Annotated in this window: 11 protein-coding genes and 3 tRNA genes; 11 read left to right on the top strand and 3 right to left on the bottom strand. The window is 31.6% G+C overall.

Going from position 1 to position 25,001, the window contains the following annotated elements; genetic code table 11:
- Positions 1 to 15: 15 nt before the first annotated feature.
- Positions 16 to 1,704, bottom strand: coding sequence for a dihydroxy-acid dehydratase (gene ilvD, locus NJU99_RS13820; RefSeq protein WP_254576491.1), 1,689 nt, complete (start codon positions 1,702 to 1,704; stop codon positions 16 to 18).
- Positions 1,705 to 1,905: 201 nt separating this feature from the next.
- Here ilvD and NJU99_RS13815 point away from each other — a divergent pair.
- From NJU99_RS13815 to NJU99_RS13800, 4 genes are all read left to right on the top strand, one after another.
- A tRNA-Leu gene (locus tag NJU99_RS13815) sits at positions 1,906 to 1,992 on the top strand.
- Between the two features lie 15 nt (positions 1,993 to 2,007).
- A tRNA-Ser gene (locus NJU99_RS13810) sits at positions 2,008 to 2,096 on the top strand.
- Between the two features lie 62 nt (positions 2,097 to 2,158).
- Positions 2,159 to 2,234: transfer RNA gene (locus NJU99_RS13805), tRNA-Cys, on the top strand.
- Between the two features lie 291 nt (positions 2,235 to 2,525).
- Complete coding sequence (locus tag NJU99_RS13800) at positions 2,526 to 3,500, top strand: YhdH/YhfP family quinone oxidoreductase (protein ID WP_254576490.1); 975 nt, start codon at positions 2,526 to 2,528, stop codon at positions 3,498 to 3,500.
- 64 nt (positions 3,501 to 3,564) lie between these two features.
- Here the strand turns inward: NJU99_RS13800 and NJU99_RS13795 are convergent, their stop codons facing one another.
- Positions 3,565 to 5,619, bottom strand: a complete 2,055-nt coding sequence (locus tag NJU99_RS13795) for a PAS domain S-box protein (RefSeq protein ID WP_254576489.1) — start codon at positions 5,617 to 5,619, stop codon at positions 3,565 to 3,567.
- A gap of 72 nt (positions 5,620 to 5,691) precedes the next feature.
- Positions 5,692 to 6,396, bottom strand: coding sequence for a response regulator transcription factor (locus tag NJU99_RS13790; protein WP_254576488.1), 705 nt, complete (start codon positions 6,394 to 6,396; stop codon positions 5,692 to 5,694).
- Positions 6,397 to 6,577: 181 nt separating this feature from the next.
- Here NJU99_RS13790 and NJU99_RS13785 point away from each other — a divergent pair, with 181 nt between their 5' ends.
- From NJU99_RS13785 to NJU99_RS15025, 7 genes are all read left to right on the top strand, one after another.
- Positions 6,578 to 8,413: a TolC family protein gene (locus NJU99_RS13785; RefSeq protein ID WP_254576487.1), complete on the top strand. Its 1,836-nt coding sequence runs from the start codon at positions 6,578 to 6,580 to the stop codon at positions 8,411 to 8,413.
- Between the two features lie 17 nt (positions 8,414 to 8,430).
- Positions 8,431 to 10,593 carry a type I secretion system permease/ATPase gene (locus NJU99_RS13780; RefSeq protein WP_254576486.1) on the top strand — a complete coding sequence of 721 codons (2,163 nt, stop codon included), beginning with the start codon at positions 8,431 to 8,433 and terminating at the stop codon, positions 10,591 to 10,593.
- Positions 10,593 to 12,122: an HlyD family type I secretion periplasmic adaptor subunit gene (locus tag NJU99_RS13775; protein ID WP_254576485.1), complete on the top strand. Its 1,530-nt coding sequence runs from the start codon at positions 10,593 to 10,595 to the stop codon at positions 12,120 to 12,122. The genes NJU99_RS13780 and NJU99_RS13775 overlap by 1 nt, the downstream gene beginning before the upstream one ends.
- A gap of 111 nt (positions 12,123 to 12,233) precedes the next feature.
- Complete coding sequence (locus NJU99_RS13770; protein WP_254576484.1) at positions 12,234 to 12,419, top strand: hypothetical protein; 186 nt, start codon at positions 12,234 to 12,236, stop codon at positions 12,417 to 12,419.
- 29 nt (positions 12,420 to 12,448) lie between these two features.
- Positions 12,449 to 24,295: a Calx-beta domain-containing protein gene (locus NJU99_RS13765; protein WP_254576483.1), complete on the top strand. Its 11,847-nt coding sequence runs from the start codon at positions 12,449 to 12,451 to the stop codon at positions 24,293 to 24,295.
- Positions 24,249 to 24,521 (top strand): hypothetical protein, encoded by a 273-nt coding sequence (locus tag NJU99_RS13760; RefSeq protein ID WP_254576482.1) that lies wholly within the window; start codon positions 24,249 to 24,251, stop codon positions 24,519 to 24,521. The genes NJU99_RS13765 and NJU99_RS13760 overlap by 47 nt, the downstream gene beginning before the upstream one ends.
- The gene (locus NJU99_RS15025) at positions 24,491 to 24,703 is read left to right on the top strand and encodes an immunoglobulin-like domain-containing protein (RefSeq protein ID WP_429726359.1); all 213 of its coding nucleotides are present in this window, start codon (positions 24,491 to 24,493) and stop codon (positions 24,701 to 24,703) included. The genes NJU99_RS13760 and NJU99_RS15025 overlap by 31 nt, the downstream gene beginning before the upstream one ends.
- Positions 24,704 to 25,001 lie beyond the last annotated feature (298 nt).

The following is a 25,001-nucleotide window of genomic DNA, read 5'->3' as shown; positions in this document are numbered from 1 at the left end:
CCCTAGTTTTAGTGATTATAAGTCAGTTTTTAAAACTGCTCCAGAACTTGCATTTGTCACAAGTGCTCTATATTGTCCTAACCAAGAAGAGTTAAGAGGTTTTTTAAGAGGAGTAAATTCAGCTTTTCTTTTTTCGATTTCTTCATCTGTTAAGTTTACAGATAAGATATATTTGTCAACATCGATGTGAATTTCATCACCATCTTTTAGTAATCCAATCATTCCACCCTCAGCAGCTTCAGGAGATACGTGACCGATACTTGCACCTCTTGTAGCACCAGAGAATCTACCATCAGTAATAAGTGCAACTTTATCACCAAGTCCCATACCCATGATAAGTGAAGTAGGAGCTAACATTTCTTGCATACCAGGACCACCTTTAGGACCTTCATATCTAATTACAACAACGTCACCGGCTTTAACTTTACCACCAACGATTCCAGCAATAGCTTCTGGTTGTCCATCAAAACATACAGCTTTTCCAGTAAGTACTCTATCCCCAGTGATACCAGCAGTTTTAATAACAGCACCTTGTTCTGCAAGATTTCCATATAAAATAGCTAATCCACCAACTTCTGAGTATGGATCATCAATAGTATGAATAATATTTGTATCTTTGATTTCAGAGTCTTTGATCTTCTCTAAAGTTGAAACCCCACTAATAGTTGGGTTGTCAAGTAAAATGTCATCACCTCTTTTTGTCATCTCTTTCATTACCGCATTCACACCACCAGCTTTGTTGATGTCTTCCATATGTACAGTAGATAATGATGGAGAGATTTTAGCAATATGAGAAACTCTTTTAGAAATAGAGTTAATATCTTCTAAGTTGAAGTTAACACCAGCTTCTTTAGCAATTGCTAACATATGTAATACAGTATTTGAAGAACCACCCATTGCCATATCAACAGCAAAAGCATTTCTTACTGCGTTTTCATTTAAAATATTTTTTAATTTATAATCTTCTCTTGCTTTCTCATCTTTTGCAATTTCACAAATTCTTCTAGCTGCTTGTCTATATAACTCTTCTCTTTCAGGAGTTAAAGCTAAGATTGTTCCATTTCCTGGAAGAGCAATACCCATAGCTTCCATAAGTGTGTTCATAGAGTTTGCTGTAAACATACCAGAGCATGAACCACCACTTGGACATGCATTACATTCGATATCTTTTAACTCTTCATCACTCATTTCACCTGATTCGTGTTTTCCTACAGCTTCAAAAGCAGTAGCTAAGTCAATAGGTTTACCATCTTGCGTATAACCTTTCTCCATTGGTCCACCTGATACAAATACAGTTGGAACATCAACTCTTAATGCACCCATTATCATACCAGGTACAATTTTATCACAGTTTGGAACAGCAATCATTGCATCTAATTTATGAGCATTCATTACAGTTTCAATTGAATTTGCAATTATTTCTCTTGATGGTAATGAAAATAACATCCCATCATGACCCATTGCAATACCATCATCTACACCAATTGTATTAAATTCAAATGGAACACAACCATTTGCTTTAATTTCATCTTTTATAATTTCACCAACTTTATTTAAAAAGAAGTGACCAGGAATAAGCTCAATAAAAGAGTTTGCTATACCAATAAATGGTTTATCAAAATCTTCATCTTGTAATCCAGTAGCTCTTAATAAAGACCTATGTGGAGTTCTATCATATCCTTTTTTTATCTCATTACTTCTCAATTATAATCCTTTAAATTCTTCTAATATTTATGGTAGATATTATACATTTATTGATTTTCATTTTTTATTAAAAGCATTAAATTTTGAAGAATTTTGAAATTCTTTTGAAAAACCCTTGACAAAGAAAAAAAAATCTATTATAATTCCAGTCCAATTTAAGAAGAACGGCTTCAAAAACCGAAGAAACTTAAATTAAAAAGTGCGAGTGTGGCGGAATAGGTAGACGCGTGGGACTTAAAATCCCATTCCGGTTTCGGAGTGTGAGTTCGATTCTCACCATTCGCACCACTTTTTTAGAATTGTAGAGAGTTGACTGAGTTGGTCGAAAGTACCGGTTTTGAAAACCGGCGAGGTTCACGCCTCCGGGGGTTCGAATCCCCCACTCTCTGCCACTTCTTATTCAAGCAAGCAAAATCATCTAACTTATATCATTGTTAATGATTTTCTAACATTTGGAGCTATAGCAAAGCTGGTAATGCCCCGGATTGCAAATCCGGTATGCGTTGGTTCGAGTCCGACTAGCTCCTCCATTTTCTTAAGAATCATTATCAAATACATTTCAATAAAACTCAAATAAACTATTTTATCTACATGTTAATTATCCATTTTTATATCTATTTACTATTTTAATTTAGCTATATTTAAATTACTTTTTATTCTTTTTATGTCTATAAAACCCTTAAAATCACATAACTATCTTTTTAGATAGTACATTTCTTTTTAGTAAGTTCTTGCTTTTATATATTATTTAGACTAGAATTTCAGTATAGTAAATAAAAATAAAAACAATTCATTTTGTTTTTTCATATAAAAGGATACAAATGAAAGCATATGTAGTAGAAAAAATTGAAAGTAAAAAATTTGAATCAGGTGTACAAGATATTGATGTTCCAGCAATTGAAGAAAATGATGTATTAATAAAAGTATCTTATTCATCTTTAAATTTTAAAGATGCATTAAGTTCTGTTGGAAATCCTGGTGTTACAAGAGTTTTCCCTCATGTTACTGGTATTGATGTGGCAGGTGTTATTGAAGAATCAAACTCTGATGAGTTTAAAGTTGGTGAAGCTGTATTAGTTACAGGTTATGACATGGGTATGAACACAAATGGTGGACATGCTGAGTTTGTTAAAGTTCCAGCTTCATGGCTTGTAAAAATGCCAGAAGGAATTTCAGATAAAGAAATCATGACTTATGGTACAGCAGGTTTAACAGCAGCATTATCAGTAAACGAATTATTAAATAATGGTGTTACATCAGGAGATGTTTTAGTTACTGGTGCAACAGGTGGAGTTGGTTCAATTGCAGTTTCTATACTTTCAAAATTAGGATTTAATGTTATTGCAATTTCTGGAAAAGAAAATAAAATACCTTTCTTAAAAGATATTGGAGCAAGTGATGTGATTTTAAGAAATGACTTTAATGAACAATCAGCTAAGCCAATGATGAGTGAAAAATATGACGGTGTTATAGATACTGTTGGTGGAGAAATATTAGCAAATGCTTTAAAATACATTAAATATGATGGTGTTGCAACTTGTTGTGGTTTAACATCTTCACATGAATTAAATACAAATGTATTTCCTTTTATTTTAAGAGGTGTTCGATTAGTTGGTATTGATTCTGTTGAGTGTTCGATAGATAAGAAAAAAGCAGCATGGGAAAAAATTGCAAGTGATTTTAAAGTTGATACATTAAATGATTTAACAAATGAAATCTCTTTAGATGAAGTTAAAGATGCTTATTCAGCATTATTAGAAGGAAAAGCTGTAGGTAGATATTTAGTAAAAATATAATTTTTATTGAAGTATACACTATAGTGCTTATTGGTGATAGTCCCTCAATGTAGGGACTTACCTTTTAGTTTTCTTTGAACTCTATGATAAATACTGCACCTTTTTGTTTCTTCCCTTCAAATTCAAACTCTTCATTTATTACTTTTACTCTTGCTTTATGATGTTTTATTAAAATATCATTTGCTAATGATAAACCTATCCCTGTTCCTACATTTTGGTGTTTTGTAGTAAAGTAAGGCTCAAATATTCTTGGTAGAATATCTTGCGGTATTCCCTTTGCATTATCTTTTATAGTTATGATTAGTTTATCTTTTACTTTTTTTGTTTGAATAAATACTAGTTTATTTTCATCATCTGCTATATTTTCTTTTAAAGCATCTTTTGAGTTATTTATTATATTTATAAATGCTTGAACTAATTGATTTTCATAACCATTTATATTTATATCATCATCTAAATGTGTGATTAGTTGAATATAATTGTTTTTTAAACTAGGACTTACAAGTGAAATTGTTTTATTTATAGCTCGAACTAAACTTAAATCTTCTTTTGATTGTGAGTCTTTTATAAAAGTTCTAAAATCATCAATAGTATGAGATAAATATCTTGTTTGTTCTACAATAGCTTCTGAGCTATCTTTTATATCATTTTCTTCTAAGATTCCACATTCTTTTTTCACAAGAAGAGAACTTGCTAGTGTTGATATTACTGTTAATGGCTGTCTCCATTGATGCGAAATATTTCCTATCATCTCTCCCATTGAGATTAGTTTTGATTGTGTTTCAATTAATTTCTGTTTGCTGATATCTCTCATACTTATAAGAAGCCGTTTTTTATCAGGCATTAAAGTAATACTCATATTAACAGTTATTAATGATTCATCTTTTACAATACAACTTTTTTCAAGATTTTCAATATGACCTTTTTTCATTACAATATTTAAAGCTTTTTTTATTTTATCTTTCTCTTCATCTATTGTAAGTTCAAAACAAGATTTTTGAAGTAACTCTTCTTTTGTAAAGCTCGTTATTTTAAGGTATGCATCGTTAAAATTTAGGAATTTAGTATCTAAATCTAAAATAGCAATACCATCCATTGAGTTTTCAAAGATTGCTTTAAATTCTTCTTTTTGATCTTCTATCTTCTTTTCAATTGTTTTTTGAGCTGTTAGGTCTGTATGAAAACCAATAATTCTAGTAGGATTATTATCTTTGTCAAAGATTGCTTTTCCTCTATCGTAAATCCATACCCAATGACCTTTTTTATGCTGAACCCTATGAATATTTTCATAAAACTGTGTTTTTCCTTCAAGATGATTTGATACATCCTCAAATGCTTTCTCCTTATCTTCTGGATGAATTCTTTTTTCCCACTCTTCAACTGAACCTTTTATTTCATGATCTTCATAGCCTAACATTTTCTTCCATGTTGTAGAAAAGTAAACTTCATTTGTTTTTGGATTCCAATCCCATAATCCATCTTTGCTACTATTCATAGCTAATTCAAATCTTTCATTAAGTTCTTTTAGTTGAGCATTTTTATTTAACATATCTTTTGATAGTTTATCCCTTTGTCTTAGTAAATAAAATAAATATGAAATTCCAAGTAAGAAAATGATTGTAGATACTGTAAATATTTGTGTGATATTACTTTTACTTTTTTCTAGCTCTTTTGTTTGTATCTTAACTTGCTCTTCAAGTCTTTTATTAAACTCTTTTATATTTTGAGTTTGAGATTGTTTATGAATTATTGAAAGTAAAAGTTTTTTGTTATTGTGAGTAATAGGATATGAATGAACTACAACTTTTATAATTTTGTTTGATGCCAACTTATGAGTAAATATGAAATAGTTTCTATTCTCAGTTTTAGCTAATGACAGTTCTTTATTTACTTGTTCTTTCGTAAAAGTATTTATATCTTTTATGTTCATTTTATGAAGAGATGACAAGGAATAGCCATAAAATTTGCTAGCACTCTTATTTGCTTTTATAATATTTCCATTAGATGGGTTTATTAAAAACATCACGTCAGTGTTCTTGTTTAAAAACTCAATAATTGTAGTATCTTTTGAGAATAAACTTATATTTATAAAAATTAGAAGTAAGAAAATTTTATTCATTTTAGACTCTTTTATATGTATCTAAAATTCATTCTATATAAAACTAGATAAAATAAGTATTAAAAAATTATATTAAATATTTAGTTTATAACCTACACCTGAGATATTTGAAATAGATTCCTTGCCTATTTTTTTTCTAAGTTTATTTAAAAGGTTCTTTAATGCTGAATCTGTCGCTTCAAAATAATCTTCCCAAATATTTGTTTTTAACTCATCATGGGATATAACTCTCGAATTATTTTTTGTTAAGTAGTCTAACAATAAAAGTTCTTTAGATGTTAGTTTAATTTCTTTTTTGTTTATATCTTTTAGTTCTTTATTTAATACATTATATTCGATACCATTTTCAAAGTTAAGTATAAACATTCCATTGTCATATATATCTTCTGCACATTTTATTAATGCATTGTTTAAAGTATCAAAATCAACAGGTTTCGTTAGATAATCAATAAGTTTTAGTTTTGTAGCTTTTAAAAGATAGTTTGTTTCTGTATAGGCACTAAGAAGTATTACAGGAATTTTTTTGTCAATTTGTCTGATATCTTCTATAAAATCAAGACCATTTTCCTCAGGAAGATTTATATCAGAGATAATAATATCAACTCTATTTTCTTCAAGAATTTCTTTTGCATTTTTTATATCAGAAGCTTCATAAACATCATTACATAATAAAAGAAGAACTTTCTTCATATTTTTTCTTATATTTTCTTCATCTTCTATGTATAAAATACATAATTTCTTTAAAATTTCATGATATTTTTTAATATTCTCTTCCATTATAGAATGCCTTATATACGTATGAGTGTTATATTATATCTTTAAAAAATTAAATATAAGATTATTTATCGTAACTTTTTTTTAAAAAAGTGGAAAAAAAAATTATAATACAAGGTTTTTTAATGTATAATTAAGACTAATATGAATAAAGTAACAAGAAAATTATTATTGGGGTCGTCATATGAAGTCTTTTAGAATTATTAAATATTCAATTGTATCATTATTAGCAAGTGCTACACTACTAAATGCCTATACATTAAAACAAAGTGTTCAAAAAGTATTGGATCAAAATCCAGAAGTTATAGCTGAGAAAAAGAATCAAGAGGCATTTAAAAAGTATGTGGATGAAAGGGAAGGAAATTACTATCCTAGAATAGATATAGATGGTAGAATTGAAAAAGTTAATACTGAGAAAAACTATGACCAACCTAATAACAATAATAATGAAGACGGCTCTGATCAAGAAGATGGATATAACTTTGGTATAGCATTAAATCAAATGATTTATGATGGAGATTTAACTCCAAGTAGAGTAAATGAAGCTAAACATAATGATTTAGCAAATAAATATAGAACAAATAGAAATATTGAAAATATTGTACTTGAAACTATTGGAGCTTATACTGGATTTGTTCAATATACAGAATTTTTAGCTCTCACAAAAGATATGATAGCCACAAATGAAGAGAATTTAGAAATTGCAAAACAAAAAGAGGATATTAGTGGAGAGGTTTTAGAAACTTACCAAGTTGACTCAAAACTAAGTTTTGTAAAAGAGAAATATTTAGAAGAGCAAGACTTAAAATCATCAAGAGTAAGTACCTTTAAAAGATATATAGGAGGGAAACCTCAAGGAAATGAGTGTAGACCAAGTATAGATGAAACTATATTCCCATCATCTCTTCAAAAAATAGTTGAAAAAGCAGTTTTAAATAATTATGAGATTTTAGAACAAATTGAAAGAGTAAAAGCTCAAAGAGAAAAAATAGCTCAAGCCGATGCTAGTTTTTTGCCTAGTTTAAATCTTGAGTTAAAAGCAATCACGGATAATGATTTAAGTTTAAATGAAGAGGGTGTAGAAAACCAAGCTTTTGCTAGATTAAATTTAGCATGGAATCTTTATAATGGTGGTTCAGACCATGCAATTTCAACACAAGAAGAACTTTTTTTAGCTGAGCAAAAGCAAAGATTGGACGCAATCACTAAGAAAGTAGTTGAAAATGTAAAAGTTACTTATCAAAGATATCAAAAAAACAAAAAAAGAATTGATGTTTTAAAAAAATACGTAGTTGCAAATGAAAATATTGTAGATGTATATAAAAGTGAATTTGAAGCAGGTACTAGAACATTTGTAGATATTTTAAATGCACAAACAGATTTATATGAGGCAAAAAAGAGCTTAGTTAGTAGAGAATTTGAACTTTATTCAAACTACTATGATTTATTAAATAGCTTATCTATTTTAGTTCCAAGTGTATTAAATTCAAATATTAGCCAATGTGTTAATTCAAAACTAGAAGATACTTCGACTACTAATAAAGTTGAAAATAATAGTCTTGCAGTTTCGGAAGAGTTAACAGCATTATTGGGTGATGAAGAATCAAAAGCAAAAGTTGAAGAAACTGAACCTAAAGATGATGTAATCGCTCAAGATACTAATGAATTAACAGAAGATCTATTAGGTGAAGATGAAGCTTCTCAAGAAGTTATAGTTCAAAGTGGTTCTATTGATGAACTTTTAACTGCAGATGAAAAGACATATACTCTTAATATTGCTACAACTAGAGGACTTGATGCTGCAAATAATTATGCTCAAATAAATGGACTAGACTCTTCAAGTACATATACATATGAGTTTGGACCTTCTATGAAAAGTGCAAAGGTAATTTATGGTATATTTGATTCAGTAAAAGAAGCGAAAGCTGCATTATCTTCATTACCTGAAGGTGTAAAAAAAGCTAAGCCTTATATAGACAATGTAAGTAAACATCAAAAATTATATAAAAAGTACCATTAATTGATTAAAAGGTGATTATGGAAAATAATGATTCAAATGAAATCAGAAGCGAAACCTTATCAAATTTAAAAGATAGAAGAAAAGTAGACGACTTATTAGGTTGTCTACTTTTTTTATCTAAATATCATAAAAGAGAAACTTCTGAAGCCTCTTTAACTTATGGCCTACCTATTCATAAAACTTCTATGAATATCTCTATGTTTCATCAAGCTGCTAAAAGAATAGGACTTGTTCCTAAAACAGTGAAAAGAGAAAAACTTGCAGATGTTACAAAACTAGCCTTACCTTCTGTTTTAATTTTAGATAAGAATAGAGCTTGTGTTCTTCTTGATTATGATTTAGAAGAGGGTGTTGCAAATGTAATTATCCCAGGACTAAGTACCGGTGAGACTCAAATTACTATTGAAAAGCTTGAATCAGAATTCACAGGTGATGTTATAATTATAAAACCTGAATATAATTTTAATAATAGAATTGAAAAAGAAGTAGTTGTTGATGATCCAAAAGAGTGGTTTTGGGGAACAATGCTTAGAAATAAAGGTATTTATAAACAAGTAATTATTGTATCTTTATTTATTAATATTTTCATATTAGCTACTCCATTATTTACAATGAATGTATATGATAGAGTATTACCAAATAATGCAATAGAAACGCTTTGGGCATTATTTATTGGAATTTCTATTGTAATGGTTTTTGATTTACTTTTAAAAGTTATGCGTTCACATTTCTTAGGAATTGCAAGTAAAAGAGCAGATGCAATAATGTCAAATAAGATATTTACTCACTTGCTTAATATTAAAATGGATGCTAAACCTTCTTCAACAGGTCAATTTGTAAGTAGACTACAATCTTTTGAAAGTGTTAGAGAATTTTTTACAAGTGCTACAATTGCAGCAATTGTTGATTTACCTTTTGTAATTATATTTATTCTTGTAATCATGTTTATTGCAGGGCCTTTGGCATATATAACAATAGTAACAGTACTTATTTCAATTACATTATCTTGGTATTTACAAAGACCTTTAAAAACTTTGATTGAGAAGTCTGTAAAAGAAGAGCAAATAAAGCAAACAACTTTAATAGAAGCAGTTGCAGGTTTAGAGATTATTAAAAGTGTAAAAGCACAAAATAGAATGAAAACACATTGGGATCAATCTATTAATAAAACAGTACACTATGCGGATAAAGGGCATTTTTTATCACAAAGTATTACTTATTTTACTGCATTTCTTTCTCAATTTTCAAATATAGCTATTGTTGCAGGTGGTGTATATTTAGCTCAAGAAGGTGAAATTACTATGGGAGCTATAATTGCAGCCATGATTTTAAATGGAAGAGTTATTGCGCCCGTTTCTCAACTTGTGGGAATGATTATTAAGTTTGATAAAACAATGCTTTCTTTAAATAACCTTGACGAAATTATGAATATGCCAGTTGAAAAAGAGAATAAGACTTATATTAGTAGACCTAATTTAAGAGGAGATATTCAGCTAAAAGATGTACAATTTGCATATAAAGATCAAAATCATCAAACTTTAAAAGATATTAATATTACTATTAAAGAGGGTGAAAAAGTTGCTATTTTAGGGAAAATAGGCTCAGGTAAATCTACCTTACTAAAGCTTATTATGAATTTATATGAACCAACAAAAGGGTCAGTTTTAATTGATGGTTTAGATACAAGACAAGTTGATCCAACTGATTTAAGGCAAGCAATTGGCTGTGTGCCTCAAGAGCCATTTTTATTTATGGGAACAATTAAGGATAACCTTACTATTGGGGAACAATATGTTTCAGATGAAGAGTTATTAAGAGTTTCTAAAATTGCGGGATTAGATGATTTTTTAGGAAAGCATGAAGCTGGATATGATTTACTAGTTGGTGAGAGGGGAGAGGGCTTAAGTGGTGGAGAGAGACAATCTGTTACACTTGCTAGAGCTTTGATTTCTGATCCTAGTATTATAATGCTTGATGAACCTACAAACTCAATGGATAGACAATCAGAGAAGGCATTTATTAGAAAACTAAAAACAATAATTGAAGATAAAACACTTGTAGTTGTTACTCATAAAACATCTTTATTAGAATTAGTTGATAGAGTTATTATTGTAGAAAATGGACAAGTTGTTGTTGATGGTCCTAAAAGTGAAGTATTTACTACAAAAGCGAGTAGATAATGAAAGAAAATGAAGTAGAAAAAACATCAAAATCAACTGAAGAATTAGAGCATTTAACTATACTTGGAAATGATAAACCTGAACCTATAACTTCTTATGAAAAAGTAGAAGAACAAAGGGTATATAAAGATACTCCTAAAAAAAAGAAAAAAGGTTTATTCTCTGGGATTAAAAAGGTATATGGTTTTGGTGAAGAAGAGGACTTAGAGTTTGTTTACTCTACTTATTCTTTAGCAAATGAAAAACCATCTCTTCGATCAAATATAATAACTTTTTCAATAATAGGTATTTTTGCAGTTTTTTTACTATGGGCTGCATTGGCTGAAATAGATGAACTTGCAAGGGGTAATGGAAAAGTAATACCAACTGATAAAATTCAAACTGTTCAGTCTCTTGATGGGGGAATAATATCTGAAATTTTAGTAAAAGAGGGACAAACAGTAAAAGAAAATGACCCTCTTATGCGAATTGATACTACAAGATTTCAAGCAACTTTAGAAGAGAGTAAACAGGAGTATTTTTCTTTATTAGCATTAAAAGCTAGGCTTGAAATAGAATCTCAATTAGATTTAGACAAAAAAATTCCAAAGTTAGAATTTGATAAAAAAGTATTAAATGACTTTTCAAGATACGATAAAACAGAAAAACTACTTCTTGAAAATAGGGTTAATGAACTAAAATCATCAATAAAAGTTTTAGAAAATCAAGTAAGTCAAAAAAAACAAGAGTTGTTAGAAATTCAAAGTACAATTAGAAAGCTAACTAAAAGTTTAGATTTTATTGAACAACAAAGAAGAACTATTAAAAAACTTGTAGCAAGAGGGGTTAAGTCTAAATTTGATTTATTAGATATTGAAAAAGAGTACAATCAAACAAAGGGTGATTTAGAAACAGCTAGACTTTCAATTTCAAGGTCAAGATATGCCATCTCAGAAGCAAGAAATAGAATTGATGAAAAGATAAATACCTTTAAAGCCGAGGCTTCTAAAGGTTTACAAGAGGCAATAAGTAAAATAAATAGATTTGAAGCTAAGCTTATTGGTGATAAAGATAAGGTTGAGAAAACAATTATCTCTTCTCCTGTTGATGGTATTATTAAGCAATTAAATTTAAATACTATTGGTGGAGTTGTTCAATCAGGTATGGATTTAGTAGAAATAGTACCTTTAAGTGATGCTTTAGTTGTAGAAGCAAAGATTGATCCAAAAGATATTGCATTTATCAATCCTAGTCAAAAAGCTATAATAAAAATTACAGCCTATGATTTTTCTATTTATGGTGGATTGGATGGTAAGATTATAGAAATTTCTGCAGATACGATTCAGGATAAAGACTCTAAAGATGATAAGAGTTATTATCGAGTACTTGTAAAAACTGATAAGAACTATTTAGAAAGAAAAGGTAAAAAACTTCCTATTATTCCAGGAATGGTAGCTTCTGTTGATATAGTAACAGGTAAAAAAACTATACTTGATTTTATTTTAAAACCTATTTTAAAAGTAAAACAAGACTCACTTCATGAGAGATAAAATTATATCTCTCATTATTAAATTCTAAAAAAAACACAAAAATAACTCCAAAAAAACTTTTTAGAGACTTTTTTTATATAGTATATAAGTATATTATAAAAAGGGTCTGAAATGAATTATGATTTATATTTAGAAGATATTTTGGTTTCTGATGAAAGTCAAGAAATCGTAGACTCACAATGGATTCAAGAAAACTCTCAAGTAGTTGATAGCAATACATACAATGTTTATCAAGGTACAGGGCAAAACTCTCTTGTTAAGATATTTATTAATGAAGAAATAGTAGTAGATTTATAAGATAAAAAGTAGAAAGTAAAGGATTAAAAATGAAACTTACGATAAAAACTGGATCACAATTAAAAGAAATTGATTTAAATAAAGACTTGTCATTTAATGTAAACAAAGGGGAGCAATATGTATTCTCTAATGGCTTTACAAATTATGTATTAAATTTTAAAGATGATCAAGAATCAATTCTTTTGATATTTAATGTACAAGGTAAAACTTATCAAGTTGAACTAAATGGAATAGTACCATTTTTACAAGATAATGCTAATAGCGAAAACCCAACAGCAATTATTATCAATAAAAATGTAGATAATAATCAAATCGAAGAAACACTAGATAGTAATGCTTTTAATGGAAGTGAAATTCTAGATAGATTAGAGCAACTAGCTTCTTTGGGCGTTGATACTGAACCTTCTAATAATTTAGCATTAATTTCTGACTTTCAAACATTAATTGAATCTCTTGATGCAGCAGCTGCAGGTCCAGATGCAGGTGAAGCTACTTCAGATGGTTCAACTTTTAATTCAATTTTAAATCCTACTGATGATTCACTACCAGGAATTGCTGAAACTGATAGATGGGTGAACTTATCAGAGTCTATTTCTACTACTCCTGTTGATACAGCACAAGACCCAAATTTACCTGATCTTTCAATTTCTGATGCAGTTGTAAATGAAGATGAAGGTGTAATATCTTTTACAATTAGTTTAAGTGAAGCATCAACTAGTACAGTAATAGTTTCATTAGAGACTCAAGAAGGAACAGCCAAAGAGATTAGTGATTATATTGCCACTTCTGGAGATGTCGTATTCCTACCAGGTGAAACATCTATTACTTTTAATATTCCGGTTATCAATGATAATATATATGAAGTAAGTGAAAATCTATTTTTAAATATAGTTGATGCTACAAATGCTAATATTGTGGATTCACAAGGTGAAGGAACTATTTTAGATACAGATATTCCTACTATTAGTGTTTCAGGAAGTGAAGTAATTGAAGGTGAATATGCTATTTTTGATGTGAGCTTAACAGGCTCTACTTTTGAAGATATTATAGTTTCTTTAGCAACTCAAGATGGAACAGCAACTCAAGATGATTATATTCCAGTAACTGAGATTTTTATAAATGGACAATGGGTAGTAGCTACAACTGCTACAATACCTGCTGGTGAAGATAGTATTCAAGTTAGAGTAAAAACAAATGATGATGTATATAAAGAACCAACAGAAACATTTTCATTAAAAGCTACAGTTATTTCTGGAACAACTACAAATACTATAGCTTCGGGAGTTTCATTTATTTCTGATGAAACAAATCCATATAATCCAAACGATCCAGATACACCAAATGAGAAAGATAATGTAAATGTTAAATTAGTAGGTGTAGATACAGATGTAACTGAAGGTGAGAGTGCAACATATAAAGTAACATTAACAGATGATGCAGGACAACCAGTAGTAACTACAGAAGATTTAACAGTAGACTTTACATATACATATACAACAGCAGAAGGTGAGGATATCACAGAGACTGTAGAAGTAACAATTCCAAAAGGTTCAAGTGAAGCACCAGTAGAAGTTGCCACAAAAGATGATGTATATACAGAAGGAACAGAAGAGTTTGATATTGCATTAAATGCTGTAACAGCAGGAAAAGATCAGTTTGAAAATGTAACTGTAGATGATACAGCAGTAACAACATCAATTACAGATGAGAGCGATCCATATAATCCAAACGATCCAGATACACCAAATGAGAAAGATAATGTAAATGTTAAATTAGTAGGTGTAGATACAGATGTAACTGAAGGTGAGAGTGCAACATATAAAGTAACATTAACAGATGATGCAGGACAACCAGTAGTAACTACAGAAGATTTAACAGTAGACTTTACATATACATATACAACAGCAGAAGGTGAGGATATCACAGAGACTGTAGAAGTAACAATTCCAAAAGGTTCAAGTGAAGCACCAGTAGAAGTTGCCACAAAAGATGATGTATATACAGAAGGAACAGAAGAGTTTGATATTGCATTAAATGCTGTAACAGCAGGAAAAGATCAGTTTGAAAATGTAACTGTAGATGATACAGCAGTAACAACATCAATTACAGATGAGAGCGATCCATATAATCCAAACGATCCAGATACACCAAATGAGAAAGATAATGTAAATGTTAAATTAGTAGGTGTAGATACAGATGTAACTGAAGGTGAGAGTGCAACATATAAAGTAACATTAACAGATGATGCAGGACAACCAGTAGTAACTACAGAAGATTTAACAGTAGACTTTACATATACATATACAACAGCAGAAGGTGAGGATATCACAGAGACTGTAGAAGTAACAATTCCAAAAGGTTCAAGTGAAGCACCAGTAGAAGTTGCCACAAAAGATGATGTATATACAGAAGGAACAGAAGAGTTTGATATTGCATTAAATGCTGTAACAGCAGGAAAAGATCAGTTTGAAAATGTAACTGTAGATGATACAGCAGTAACAACATCAATTACAGATGAGAGCGATCCATATAATCCAAACGATCCAGATACACCAAATGAGAAAGATAATGTAAATGTTAAATTAGTAGGTGTAGATACAGATGTAACTGAAGGTGAGAGTGCAACATATAAAGTAACATTAACAGATGATGCAGGACAACCAGTAGTAACTACAGAAGATTTAACAGTAGACTTTACATATACATATACAACAGCAGAAGGTGAGGATATCACAGAGACTGTAGAAGTAACAATTCCAAAAGGTTCAAGTGAAGCACCAGTAGAAGTTGCCACAAAAGATGATGTATATACAGAAGGAACAGAAGAGTTTGATATTGCATTAAATGCTGTAACAGCAGGAAAAGATCAGTTTGAAAATGTAACTGTAGATGATACAGCAGTAACAACATCAATTACAGATGAGAGCGATCCATATAATCCAAACGATCCAGATACACCAAATGAGAAAGATAATGTAAATGTTAAATTAGTAGGTGTAGATACAGATGTAACTGAAGGTGAGAGTGCAACATATAAAGTAACATTAACAGATGATGCAGGACAACCAGTAGTAACTACAGAAGATTTAACAGTAGACTTTACATATACATATACAACAGCAGAAGGTGAGGATATCACAGAGACTGTAGAAGTAACAATTCCAAAAGGTTCAAGTGAAGCACCAGTAGAAGTTGCCACAAAAGATGATGTATATACAGAAGGAACAGAAGAGTTTGATATTGCATTAAATGCTGTAACAGCAGGAAAAGATCAGTTTGAAAATGTAACTGTAGATGATACAGCAGTAACAACATCAATTACAGATGAGAGCGATCCATATAATCCAAACGATCCAGATACACCAAATGAGAAAGATAATGTAAATGTTAAATTAGTAGGTGTAGATACAGATGTAACTGAAGGTGAGAGTGCAACATATAAAGTAACATTAACAGATGATGCAGGACAACCAGTAGTAACTACAGAAGATTTAACAGTAGACTTTACATATACATATACAACAGCAGAAGGTGAGGATATCACAGAGACTGTAGAAGTAACAATTCCAAAAGGTTCAAGTGAAGCACCAGTAGAAGTTGCCACAAAAGATGATGTATATACAGAAGGAACAGAAGAGTTTGATATTGCATTAAATGCTGTAACAGCAGGAAAAGATCAGTTTGAAAATGTAACTGTAGATGATACAGCAGTAACAACATCAATTACAGATGAGAGCGATCCATATAATCCAAACGATCCAGATACACCAAATGAGAAAGATAATGTAAATGTTAAATTAGTAGGTGTAGATACAGATGTAACTGAAGGTGAGAGTGCAACATATAAAGTAACATTAACAGATGATGCAGGACAACCAGTAGTAACTACAGAAGATTTAACAGTAGACTTTACATATACATATACAACAGCAGAAGGTGAGGATATCACAGAGACTGTAGAAGTAACAATTCCAAAAGGTTCAAGTGAAGCACCAGTAGAAGTTGCCACAAAAGATGATGTATATACAGAAGGAACAGAAGAGTTTGATATTGCATTAAATGCTGTAACAGCAGGAAAAGATCAGTTTGAAAATGTAACTGTAGATGATACAGCAGTAACAACATCAATTACAGATGAGAGCGATCCATATAATCCAAACGATCCAGATACACCAAATGAGAAAGATAATGTAAATGTTAAATTAGTAGGTGTAGATACAGATGTAACTGAAGGTGAGAGTGCAACATATAAAGTAACATTAACAGATGATGCAGGACAACCAGTAGTAACTACAGAAGATTTAACAGTAGACTTTACATATACATATACAACAGCAGAAGGTGAGGATATCACAGAGACTGTAGAAGTAACAATTCCAAAAGGTTCAAGTGAAGCACCAGTAGAAGTTGCCACAAAAGATGATGTATATACAGAAGGAACAGAAGAGTTTGATATTGCATTAAATGCTGTAACAGCAGGAAAAGATCAGTTTGAAAATGTAACTGTAGATGATACAGCAGTAACAACATCAATTACAGATGAGAGCGATCCATATAATCCAAACGATCCAGATACACCAAATGAGAAAGATAATGTAAATGTTAAATTAGTAGGTGTAGATACAGATGTAACTGAAGGTGAGAGTGCAACATATAAAGTAACATTAACAGATGATGCAGGACAACCAGTAGTAACTACAGAAGATTTAACAGTAGACTTTACATATACATATACAACAGCAGAAGGTGAGGATATCACAGAGACTGTAGAAGTAACAATTCCAAAAGGTTCAAGTGAAGCACCAGTAGAAGTTGCCACAAAAGATGATGTATATACAGAAGGAACAGAAGAGTTTGATATTGCATTAAATGCTGTAACAGCAGGAAAAGATCAGTTTGAAAATGTAACTGTAGATGATACAGCAGTAACAACATCAATTACAGATGAGAGCGATCCATATAATCCAAACGATCCAGATACACCAAATGAGAAAGATAATGTAAATGTTAAATTAGTAGGTGTAGATACAGATGTAACTGAAGGTGAGAGTGCAACATATAAAGTAACATTAACAGATGATGCAGGACAACCAGTAGTAACTACAGAAGATTTAACAGTAGACTTTACATATACATATACAACAGCAGAAGGTGAGGATATCACAGAGACTGTAGAAGTAACAATTCCAAAAGGTTCAAGTGAAGCACCAGTAGAAGTTGCCACAAAAGATGATGTATATACAGAAGGAACAGAAGAGTTTGATATTGCATTAAATGCTGTAACAGCAGGAAAAGATCAGTTTGAAAATGTAACTGTAGATGATACAGCAGTAACAACATCAATTACAGATGAGAGCGATCCATATAATCCAAACGATCCAGATACACCAAATGAGAAAGATAATGTAAATGTTAAATTAGTAGGTGTAGATACAGATGTAACTGAAGGTGAGAGTGCAACATATAAAGTAACATTAACAGATGATGCAGGACAACCAGTAGTAACTACAGAAGATTTAACAGTAGACTTTACATATACATATACAACAGCAGAAGGTGAGGATATCACAGAGACTGTAGAAGTAACAATTCCAAAAGGTTCAAGTGAAGCACCAGTAGAAGTTGCCACAAAAGATGATGTATATACAGAAGGAACAGAAGAGTTTGATATTGCATTAAATGCTGTAACAGCAGGAAAAGATCAGTTTGAAAATGTAACTGTAGATGATACAGCAGTAACAACATCAATTACAGATGAGAGCGATCCATATAATCCAAACGATCCAGATACACCAAATGAGAAAGATAATGTAAATGTTAAATTAGTAGGTGTAGATACAGATGTAACTGAAGGTGAGAGTGCAACATATAAAGTAACATTAACAGATGATGCAGGACAACCAGTAGTAACTACAGAAGATTTAACAGTAGACTTTACATATACATATACAACAGCAGAAGGTGAGGATATCACAGAGACTGTAGAAGTAACAATTCCAAAAGGTTCAAGTGAAGCACCAGTAGAAGTTGCCACAAAAGATGATGTATATACAGAAGGAACAGAAGAGTTTGATATTGCATTAAATGCTGTAACAGCAGGAAAAGATCAGTTTGAAAATGTAACTGTAGATGATACAGCAGTAACAACATCAATTACAGATGAGAGCGATCCATATAATCCAAACGATCCAGATACACCAAATGAGAAAGATAATGTAAATGTTAAATTAGTAGGTGTAGATACAGATGTAACTGAAGGTGAGAGTGCAACATATAAAGTAACATTAACAGATGATGCAGGACAACCAGTAGTAACTACAGAAGATTTAACAGTAGACTTTACATATACATATACAACAGCAGAAGGTGAGGATATCACAGAGACTGTAGAAGTAACAATTCCAAAAGGTTCAAGTGAAGCACCAGTAGAAGTTGCCACAAAAGATGATGTATATACAGAAGGAACAGAAGAGTTTGATATTGCATTAAATGCTGTAACAGCAGGAAAAGATCAGTTTGAAAATGTAACTGTAGATGATACAGCAGTAACAACATCAATTACAGATGAGAGCGATCCATATAATCCAAACGATCCAGATACACCAAATGAGAAAGATAATGTAAATGTTAAATTAGTAGGTGTAGATACAGATGTAACTGAAGGTGAGAGTGCAACATATAAAGTAACATTAACAGATGATGCAGGACAACCAGTAGTAACTACAGAAGATTTAACAGTAGACTTTACATATACATATACAACAGCAGAAGGTGAGGATATCACAGAGACTGTAGAAGTAACAATTCCAAAAGGTTCAAGTGAAGCACCAGTAGAAGTTGCCACAAAAGATGATGTATATACAGAAGGAACAGAAGAGTTTGATATTGCATTAAATGCTGTAACAGCAGGAAAAGATCAGTTTGAAAATGTAACTGTAGATGATACAGCAGTAACAACATCAATTACAGATGAGAGCGATCCATATAATCCAAACGATCCAGATACACCAAATGAGAAAGATAATGTAAATGTTAAATTAGTAGGTGTAGATACAGATGTAACTGAAGGTGAGAGTGCAACATATAAAGTAACATTAACAGATGATGCAGGACAACCAGTAGTAACTACAGAAGATTTAACAGTAGACTTTACATATACATATACAACAGCAGAAGGTGAGGATATCACAGAGACTGTAGAAGTAACAATTCCAAAAGGTTCAAGTGAAGCACCAGTAGAAGTTGCCACAAAAGATGATGTATATACAGAAGGAACAGAAGAGTTTGATATTGCATTAAATGCTGTAACAGCAGGAAAAGATCAGTTTGAAAATGTAACTGTAGATGATACAGCAGTAACAACATCAATTACAGATGAGAGCGATCCATATAATCCAAACGATCCAGATACACCAAATGAGAAAGATAATGTAAATGTTAAATTAGTAGGTGTAGATACAGATGTAACTGAAGGTGAGAGTGCAACATATAAAGTAACATTAACAGATGATGCAGGACAACCAGTAGTAACTACAGAAGATTTAACAGTAGACTTTACATATACATATACAACAGCAGAAGGTGAGGATATCACAGAGACTGTAGAAGTAACAATTCCAAAAGGTTCAAGTGAAGCACCAGTAGAAGTTGCCACAAAAGATGATGTATATACAGAAGGAACAGAAGAGTTTGATATTGCATTAAATGCTGTAACAGCAGGAAAAGATCAGTTTGAAAATGTAACTGTAGATGATACAGCAGTAACAACATCAATTACAGATGAGAGCGATCCATATAATCCAAACGATCCAGATACACCAAATGAGAAAGATAATGTAAATGTTAAATTAGTAGGTGTAGATACAGATGTAACTGAAGGTGAGAGTGCAACATATAAAGTAACATTAACAGATGATGCAGGACAACCAGTAGTAACTACAGAAGATTTAACAGTAGACTTTACATATACATATACAACAGCAGAAGGTGAGGATATCACAGAGACTGTAGAAGTAACAATTCCAAAAGGTTCAAGTGAAGCACCAGTAGAAGTTGCCACAAAAGATGATGTATATACAGAAGGAACAGAAGAGTTTGATATTGCATTAAATGCTGTAACAGCAGGAAAAGATCAGTTTGAAAATGTAACTGTAGATGATACAGCAGTAACAACATCAATTACAGATGAGAGCGATCCATATAATCCAAACGATCCAGATACACCAAATGAGAAAGATAATGTAAATGTTAAATTAGTAGGTGTAGATACAGATGTAACTGAAGGTGAGAGTGCAACATATAAAGTAACATTAACAGATGATGCAGGACAACCAGTAGTAACTACAGAAGATTTAACAGTAGACTTTACATATACATATACAACAGCAGAAGGTGAGGATATCACAGAGACTGTAGAAGTAACAATTCCAAAAGGTTCAAGTGAAGCACCAGTAGAAGTTGCCACAAAAGATGATGTATATACAGAAGGAACAGAAGAGTTTGATATTGCATTAAATGCTGTAACAGCAGGAAAAGATCAGTTTGAAAATGTAACTGTAGATGATACAGCAGTAACAACATCAATTACAGATGAGAGCGATCCATATAATCCAAACGATCCAGATACACCAAATGAGAAAGATAATGTAAATGTTAAATTAGTAGGTGTAGATACAGATGTAACTGAAGGTGAGAGTGCAACATATAAAGTAACATTAACAGATGATGCAGGACAACCAGTAGTAACTACAGAAGATTTAACAGTAGACTTTACATATACATATACAACAGCAGAAGGTGAGGATATCACAGAGACTGTAGAAGTAACAATTCCAAAAGGTTCAAGTGAAGCACCAGTAGAAGTTGCCACAAAAGATGATGTATATACAGAAGGAACAGAAGAGTTTGATATTGCATTAAATGCTGTAACAGCAGGAAAAGATCAGTTTGAAAATGTAACTGTAGATGATACAGCAGTAACAACATCAATTACAGATGAGAGCGATCCATATAATCCAAACGATCCAGATACACCAAATGAGAAAGATAATGTAAATGTTAAATTAGTAGGTGTAGATACAGATGTAACTGAAGGTGAGAGTGCAACATATAAAGTAACATTAACAGATGATGCAGGACAACCAGTAGTAACTACAGAAGATTTAACAGTAGACTTTACATATACATATACAACAGCAGAAGGTGAGGATATCACAGAGACTGTAGAAGTAACAATTCCAAAAGGTTCAAGTGAAGCACCAGTAGAAGTTGCCACAAAAGATGATGTATATACAGAAGGAACAGAAGAGTTTGATATTGCATTAAATGCTGTAACAGCAGGAAAAGATCAGTTTGAAAATGTAACTGTAGATGATACAGCAGTAACAACATCAATTACAGATGAGAGCGATCCATATAATCCAAACGATCCAGATACACCAAATGAGAAAGATAATGTAAATGTTAAATTAGTAGGTGTAGATACAGATGTAACTGAAGGTGAGAGTGCAACATATAAAGTAACATTAACAGATGATGCAGGACAACCAGTAGTAACTACAGAAGATTTAACAGTAGACTTTACATATACATATACAACAGCAGAAGGTGAGGATATCACAGAGACTGTAGAAGTAACAATTCCAAAAGGTTCAAGTGAAGCACCAGTAGAAGTTGCCACAAAAGATGATGTATATACAGAAGGAACAGAAGAGTTTGATATTGCATTAAATGCTGTAACAGCAGGAAAAGATCAGTTTGAAAATGTAACTGTAGATGATACAGCAGTAACAACATCAATTACAGATGAGAGCGATCCATATAATCCAAACGATCCAGATACACCAAATGAGAAAGATAATGTAAATGTTAAATTAGTAGGTGTAGATACAGATGTAACTGAAGGTGAGAGTGCAACATATAAAGTAACATTAACAGATGATGCAGGACAACCAGTAGTAACTACAGAAGATTTAACAGTAGACTTTACATATACATATACAACAGCAGAAGGTGAGGATATCACAGAGACTGTAGAAGTAACAATTCCAAAAGGTTCAAGTGAAGCACCAGTAGAAGTTGCCACAAAAGATGATGTATATACAGAAGGAACAGAAGAGTTTGATATTGCATTAAATGCTGTAACAGCAGGAAAAGATCAGTTTGAAAATGTAACTGTAGATGATACAGCAGTAACAACATCAATTACAGATGAGAGCGATCCATATAATCCAAACGATCCAGATACACCAAATGAGAAAGATAATGTAAATGTTAAATTAGTAGGTGTAGATACAGATGTAACTGAAGGTGAGAGTGCAACATATAAAGTAACATTAACAGATGATGCAGGACAACCAGTAGTAACTACAGAAGATTTAACAGTAGACTTTACATATACATATACAACAGCAGAAGGTGAGGATATCACAGAGACTGTAGAAGTAACAATTCCAAAAGGTTCAAGTGAAGCACCAGTAGAAGTTGCCACAAAAGATGATGTATATACAGAAGGAACAGAAGAGTTTGATATTGCATTAAATGCTGTAACAGCAGGAAAAGATCAGTTTGAAAATGTAACTGTAGATGATACAGCAGTAACAACATCAATTACAGATGAGAGCGATCCATATAATCCAAACGATCCAGATACACCAAATGAGAAAGATAATGTAAATGTTAAATTAGTAGGTGTAGATACAGATGTAACTGAAGGTGAGAGTGCAACATATAAAGTAACATTAACAGATGATGCAGGACAACCAGTAGTAACTACAGAAGATTTAACAGTAGACTTTACATATACATATACAACAGCAGAAGGTGAGGATATCACAGAGACTGTAGAAGTAACAATTCCAAAAGGTTCAAGTGAAGCACCAGTAGAAGTTGCCACAAAAGATGATGTATATACAGAAGGAACAGAAGAGTTTGATATTGCATTAAATGCTGTAACAGCAGGAAAAGATCAGTTTGAAAATGTAACTGTAGATGATACAGCAGTAACAACATCAATTACAGATGAGAGCGATCCATATAATCCAAACGATCCAGATACACCAAATGAGAAAGATAATGTAAATGTTAAATTAGTAGGTGTAGATACAGATGTAACTGAAGGTGAGAGTGCAACATATAAAGTAACATTAACAGATGATGCAGGACAACCAGTAGTAACTACAGAAGATTTAACAGTAGACTTTACATATACATATACAACAGCAGAAGGTGAGGATATCACAGAGACTGTAGAAGTAACAATTCCAAAAGGTTCAAGTGAAGCACCAGTAGAAGTTGCCACAAAAGATGATGTATATACAGAAGGAACAGAAGAGTTTGATATTGCATTAAATGCTGTAACAGCAGGAAAAGATCAGTTTGAAAATGTAACTGTAGATGATACAGCAGTAACAACATCAATTACAGATGAGAGCGATCCATATAATCCAAACGATCCAGATACACCAAATGAGAAAGATAATGTAAATGTTAAATTAGTAGGTGTAGATACAGATGTAACTGAAGGTGAGAGTGCAACATATAAAGTAACATTAACAGATGATGCAGGACAACCAGTAGTAACTACAGAAGATTTAACAGTAGACTTTACATATACATATACAACAGCAGAAGGTGAGGATATCACAGAGACTGTAGAAGTAACAATTCCAAAAGGTTCAAGTGAAGCACCAGTAGAAGTTGCCACAAAAGATGATGTATATACAGAAGGAACAGAAGAGTTTGATATTGCATTAAATGCTGTAACAGCAGGAAAAGATCAGTTTGAAAATGTAACTGTAGATGATACAGCAGTAACAACATCAATTACAGATGAGAGCGATCCATATAATCCAAAACGATCCAGATACACCAAATGAGAAAGATAATGTAAATGTTAAATTAGTAGGTGTAGATACAGATGTAACTGAAGGTGAGAGTGCAACATATAAAGTAACATTAACAGATGATGCAGGACAACCAGTAGTAACTACAGAAGATTTAACAGTAGACTTTACATATACATATACAACAGCAGAAGGTGAGGATATCACAGAGGACTGTAGAAGTAAACAATTCCAAAAGGTTCAAGTGAAGCACCAGTAGAAGTTGCCACAAAAGATGATGTATATACAGAAGGAACAGAAGAGTTTGATATTGCATTAAATGCTGTAACAGCAGGAAAAGATCAGTTTGAAAATGTAACTGTAGATGATACAGCAGTAACAACATCAATTACAGATGAGAGCGATCCATATAATCCAAAACGATCCAGATACACCAAATGAGAAAGATAATGTAAATGTTAAATTAGTAGGTGTAGATACAGATGTAACTGGAAGGTGAGAGTGCAACATATAAAGTAACATTAACAGATGATGCAGGACAACCAGTAGTAACTACAGAAGATTTAACAGTAGACTTTACATATACATATACAACAGCAGAAGGTGAGGATATCACAGAGACTGTAGAAGTAACAATTCCAAAAGGTTCAAGTGAAGCACCAGTAGAAGTTGCCACAAAAGATGATGTATATACAGAAGGAACAGAAGAGTTTGATATTGCATTAAATGCTGTAACAGC

Origin of the sequence: Arcobacter roscoffensis (genome assembly GCF_024267655.1) — a bacterium.
Taxonomy (GTDB): Bacteria; Campylobacterota; Campylobacteria; order Campylobacterales; family Arcobacteraceae; genus Arcobacter_B; species Arcobacter_B roscoffensis.
This window is presented reverse-complemented; position numbering and strand designations above follow the sequence as displayed.

Bases quoted from the DNA above. Each gene is read 5' to 3' on its own strand.
- NJU99_RS13780 (WP_254576486.1), top strand. From the start codon at position 8,431: ATGGAAAATAATGATTCAAATGAAATCAGAAGCGAAACCTTATCAAAT.
- NJU99_RS13765 (WP_254576483.1), top strand. From the start codon at position 12,449: ATGAAACTTACGATAAAAACTGGATCACAATTAAAAGAAATTGATTTA.
- NJU99_RS13760 (WP_254576482.1), top strand. From the start codon at position 24,249: ATGAGAGCGATCCATATAATCCAAAACGATCCAGATACACCAAATGAG.
- NJU99_RS13795 (WP_254576489.1), bottom strand. From the start codon at position 5,619: ATGAATAAAATTTTCTTACTTCTAATTTTTATAAATATAAGTTTATTC.
- NJU99_RS13790 (WP_254576488.1), bottom strand. From the start codon at position 6,396: ATGGAAGAGAATATTAAAAAATATCATGAAATTTTAAAGAAATTATGT.
- NJU99_RS13785 (WP_254576487.1), top strand. From the start codon at position 6,578: ATGAAGTCTTTTAGAATTATTAAATATTCAATTGTATCATTATTAGCA.
- NJU99_RS13800 (WP_254576490.1), top strand. From the start codon at position 2,526: ATGAAAGCATATGTAGTAGAAAAAATTGAAAGTAAAAAATTTGAATCA.
- NJU99_RS13775 (WP_254576485.1), top strand. From the start codon at position 10,593: ATGAAAGAAAATGAAGTAGAAAAAACATCAAAATCAACTGAAGAATTA.
- NJU99_RS13770 (WP_254576484.1), top strand. From the start codon at position 12,234: ATGAATTATGATTTATATTTAGAAGATATTTTGGTTTCTGATGAAAGT.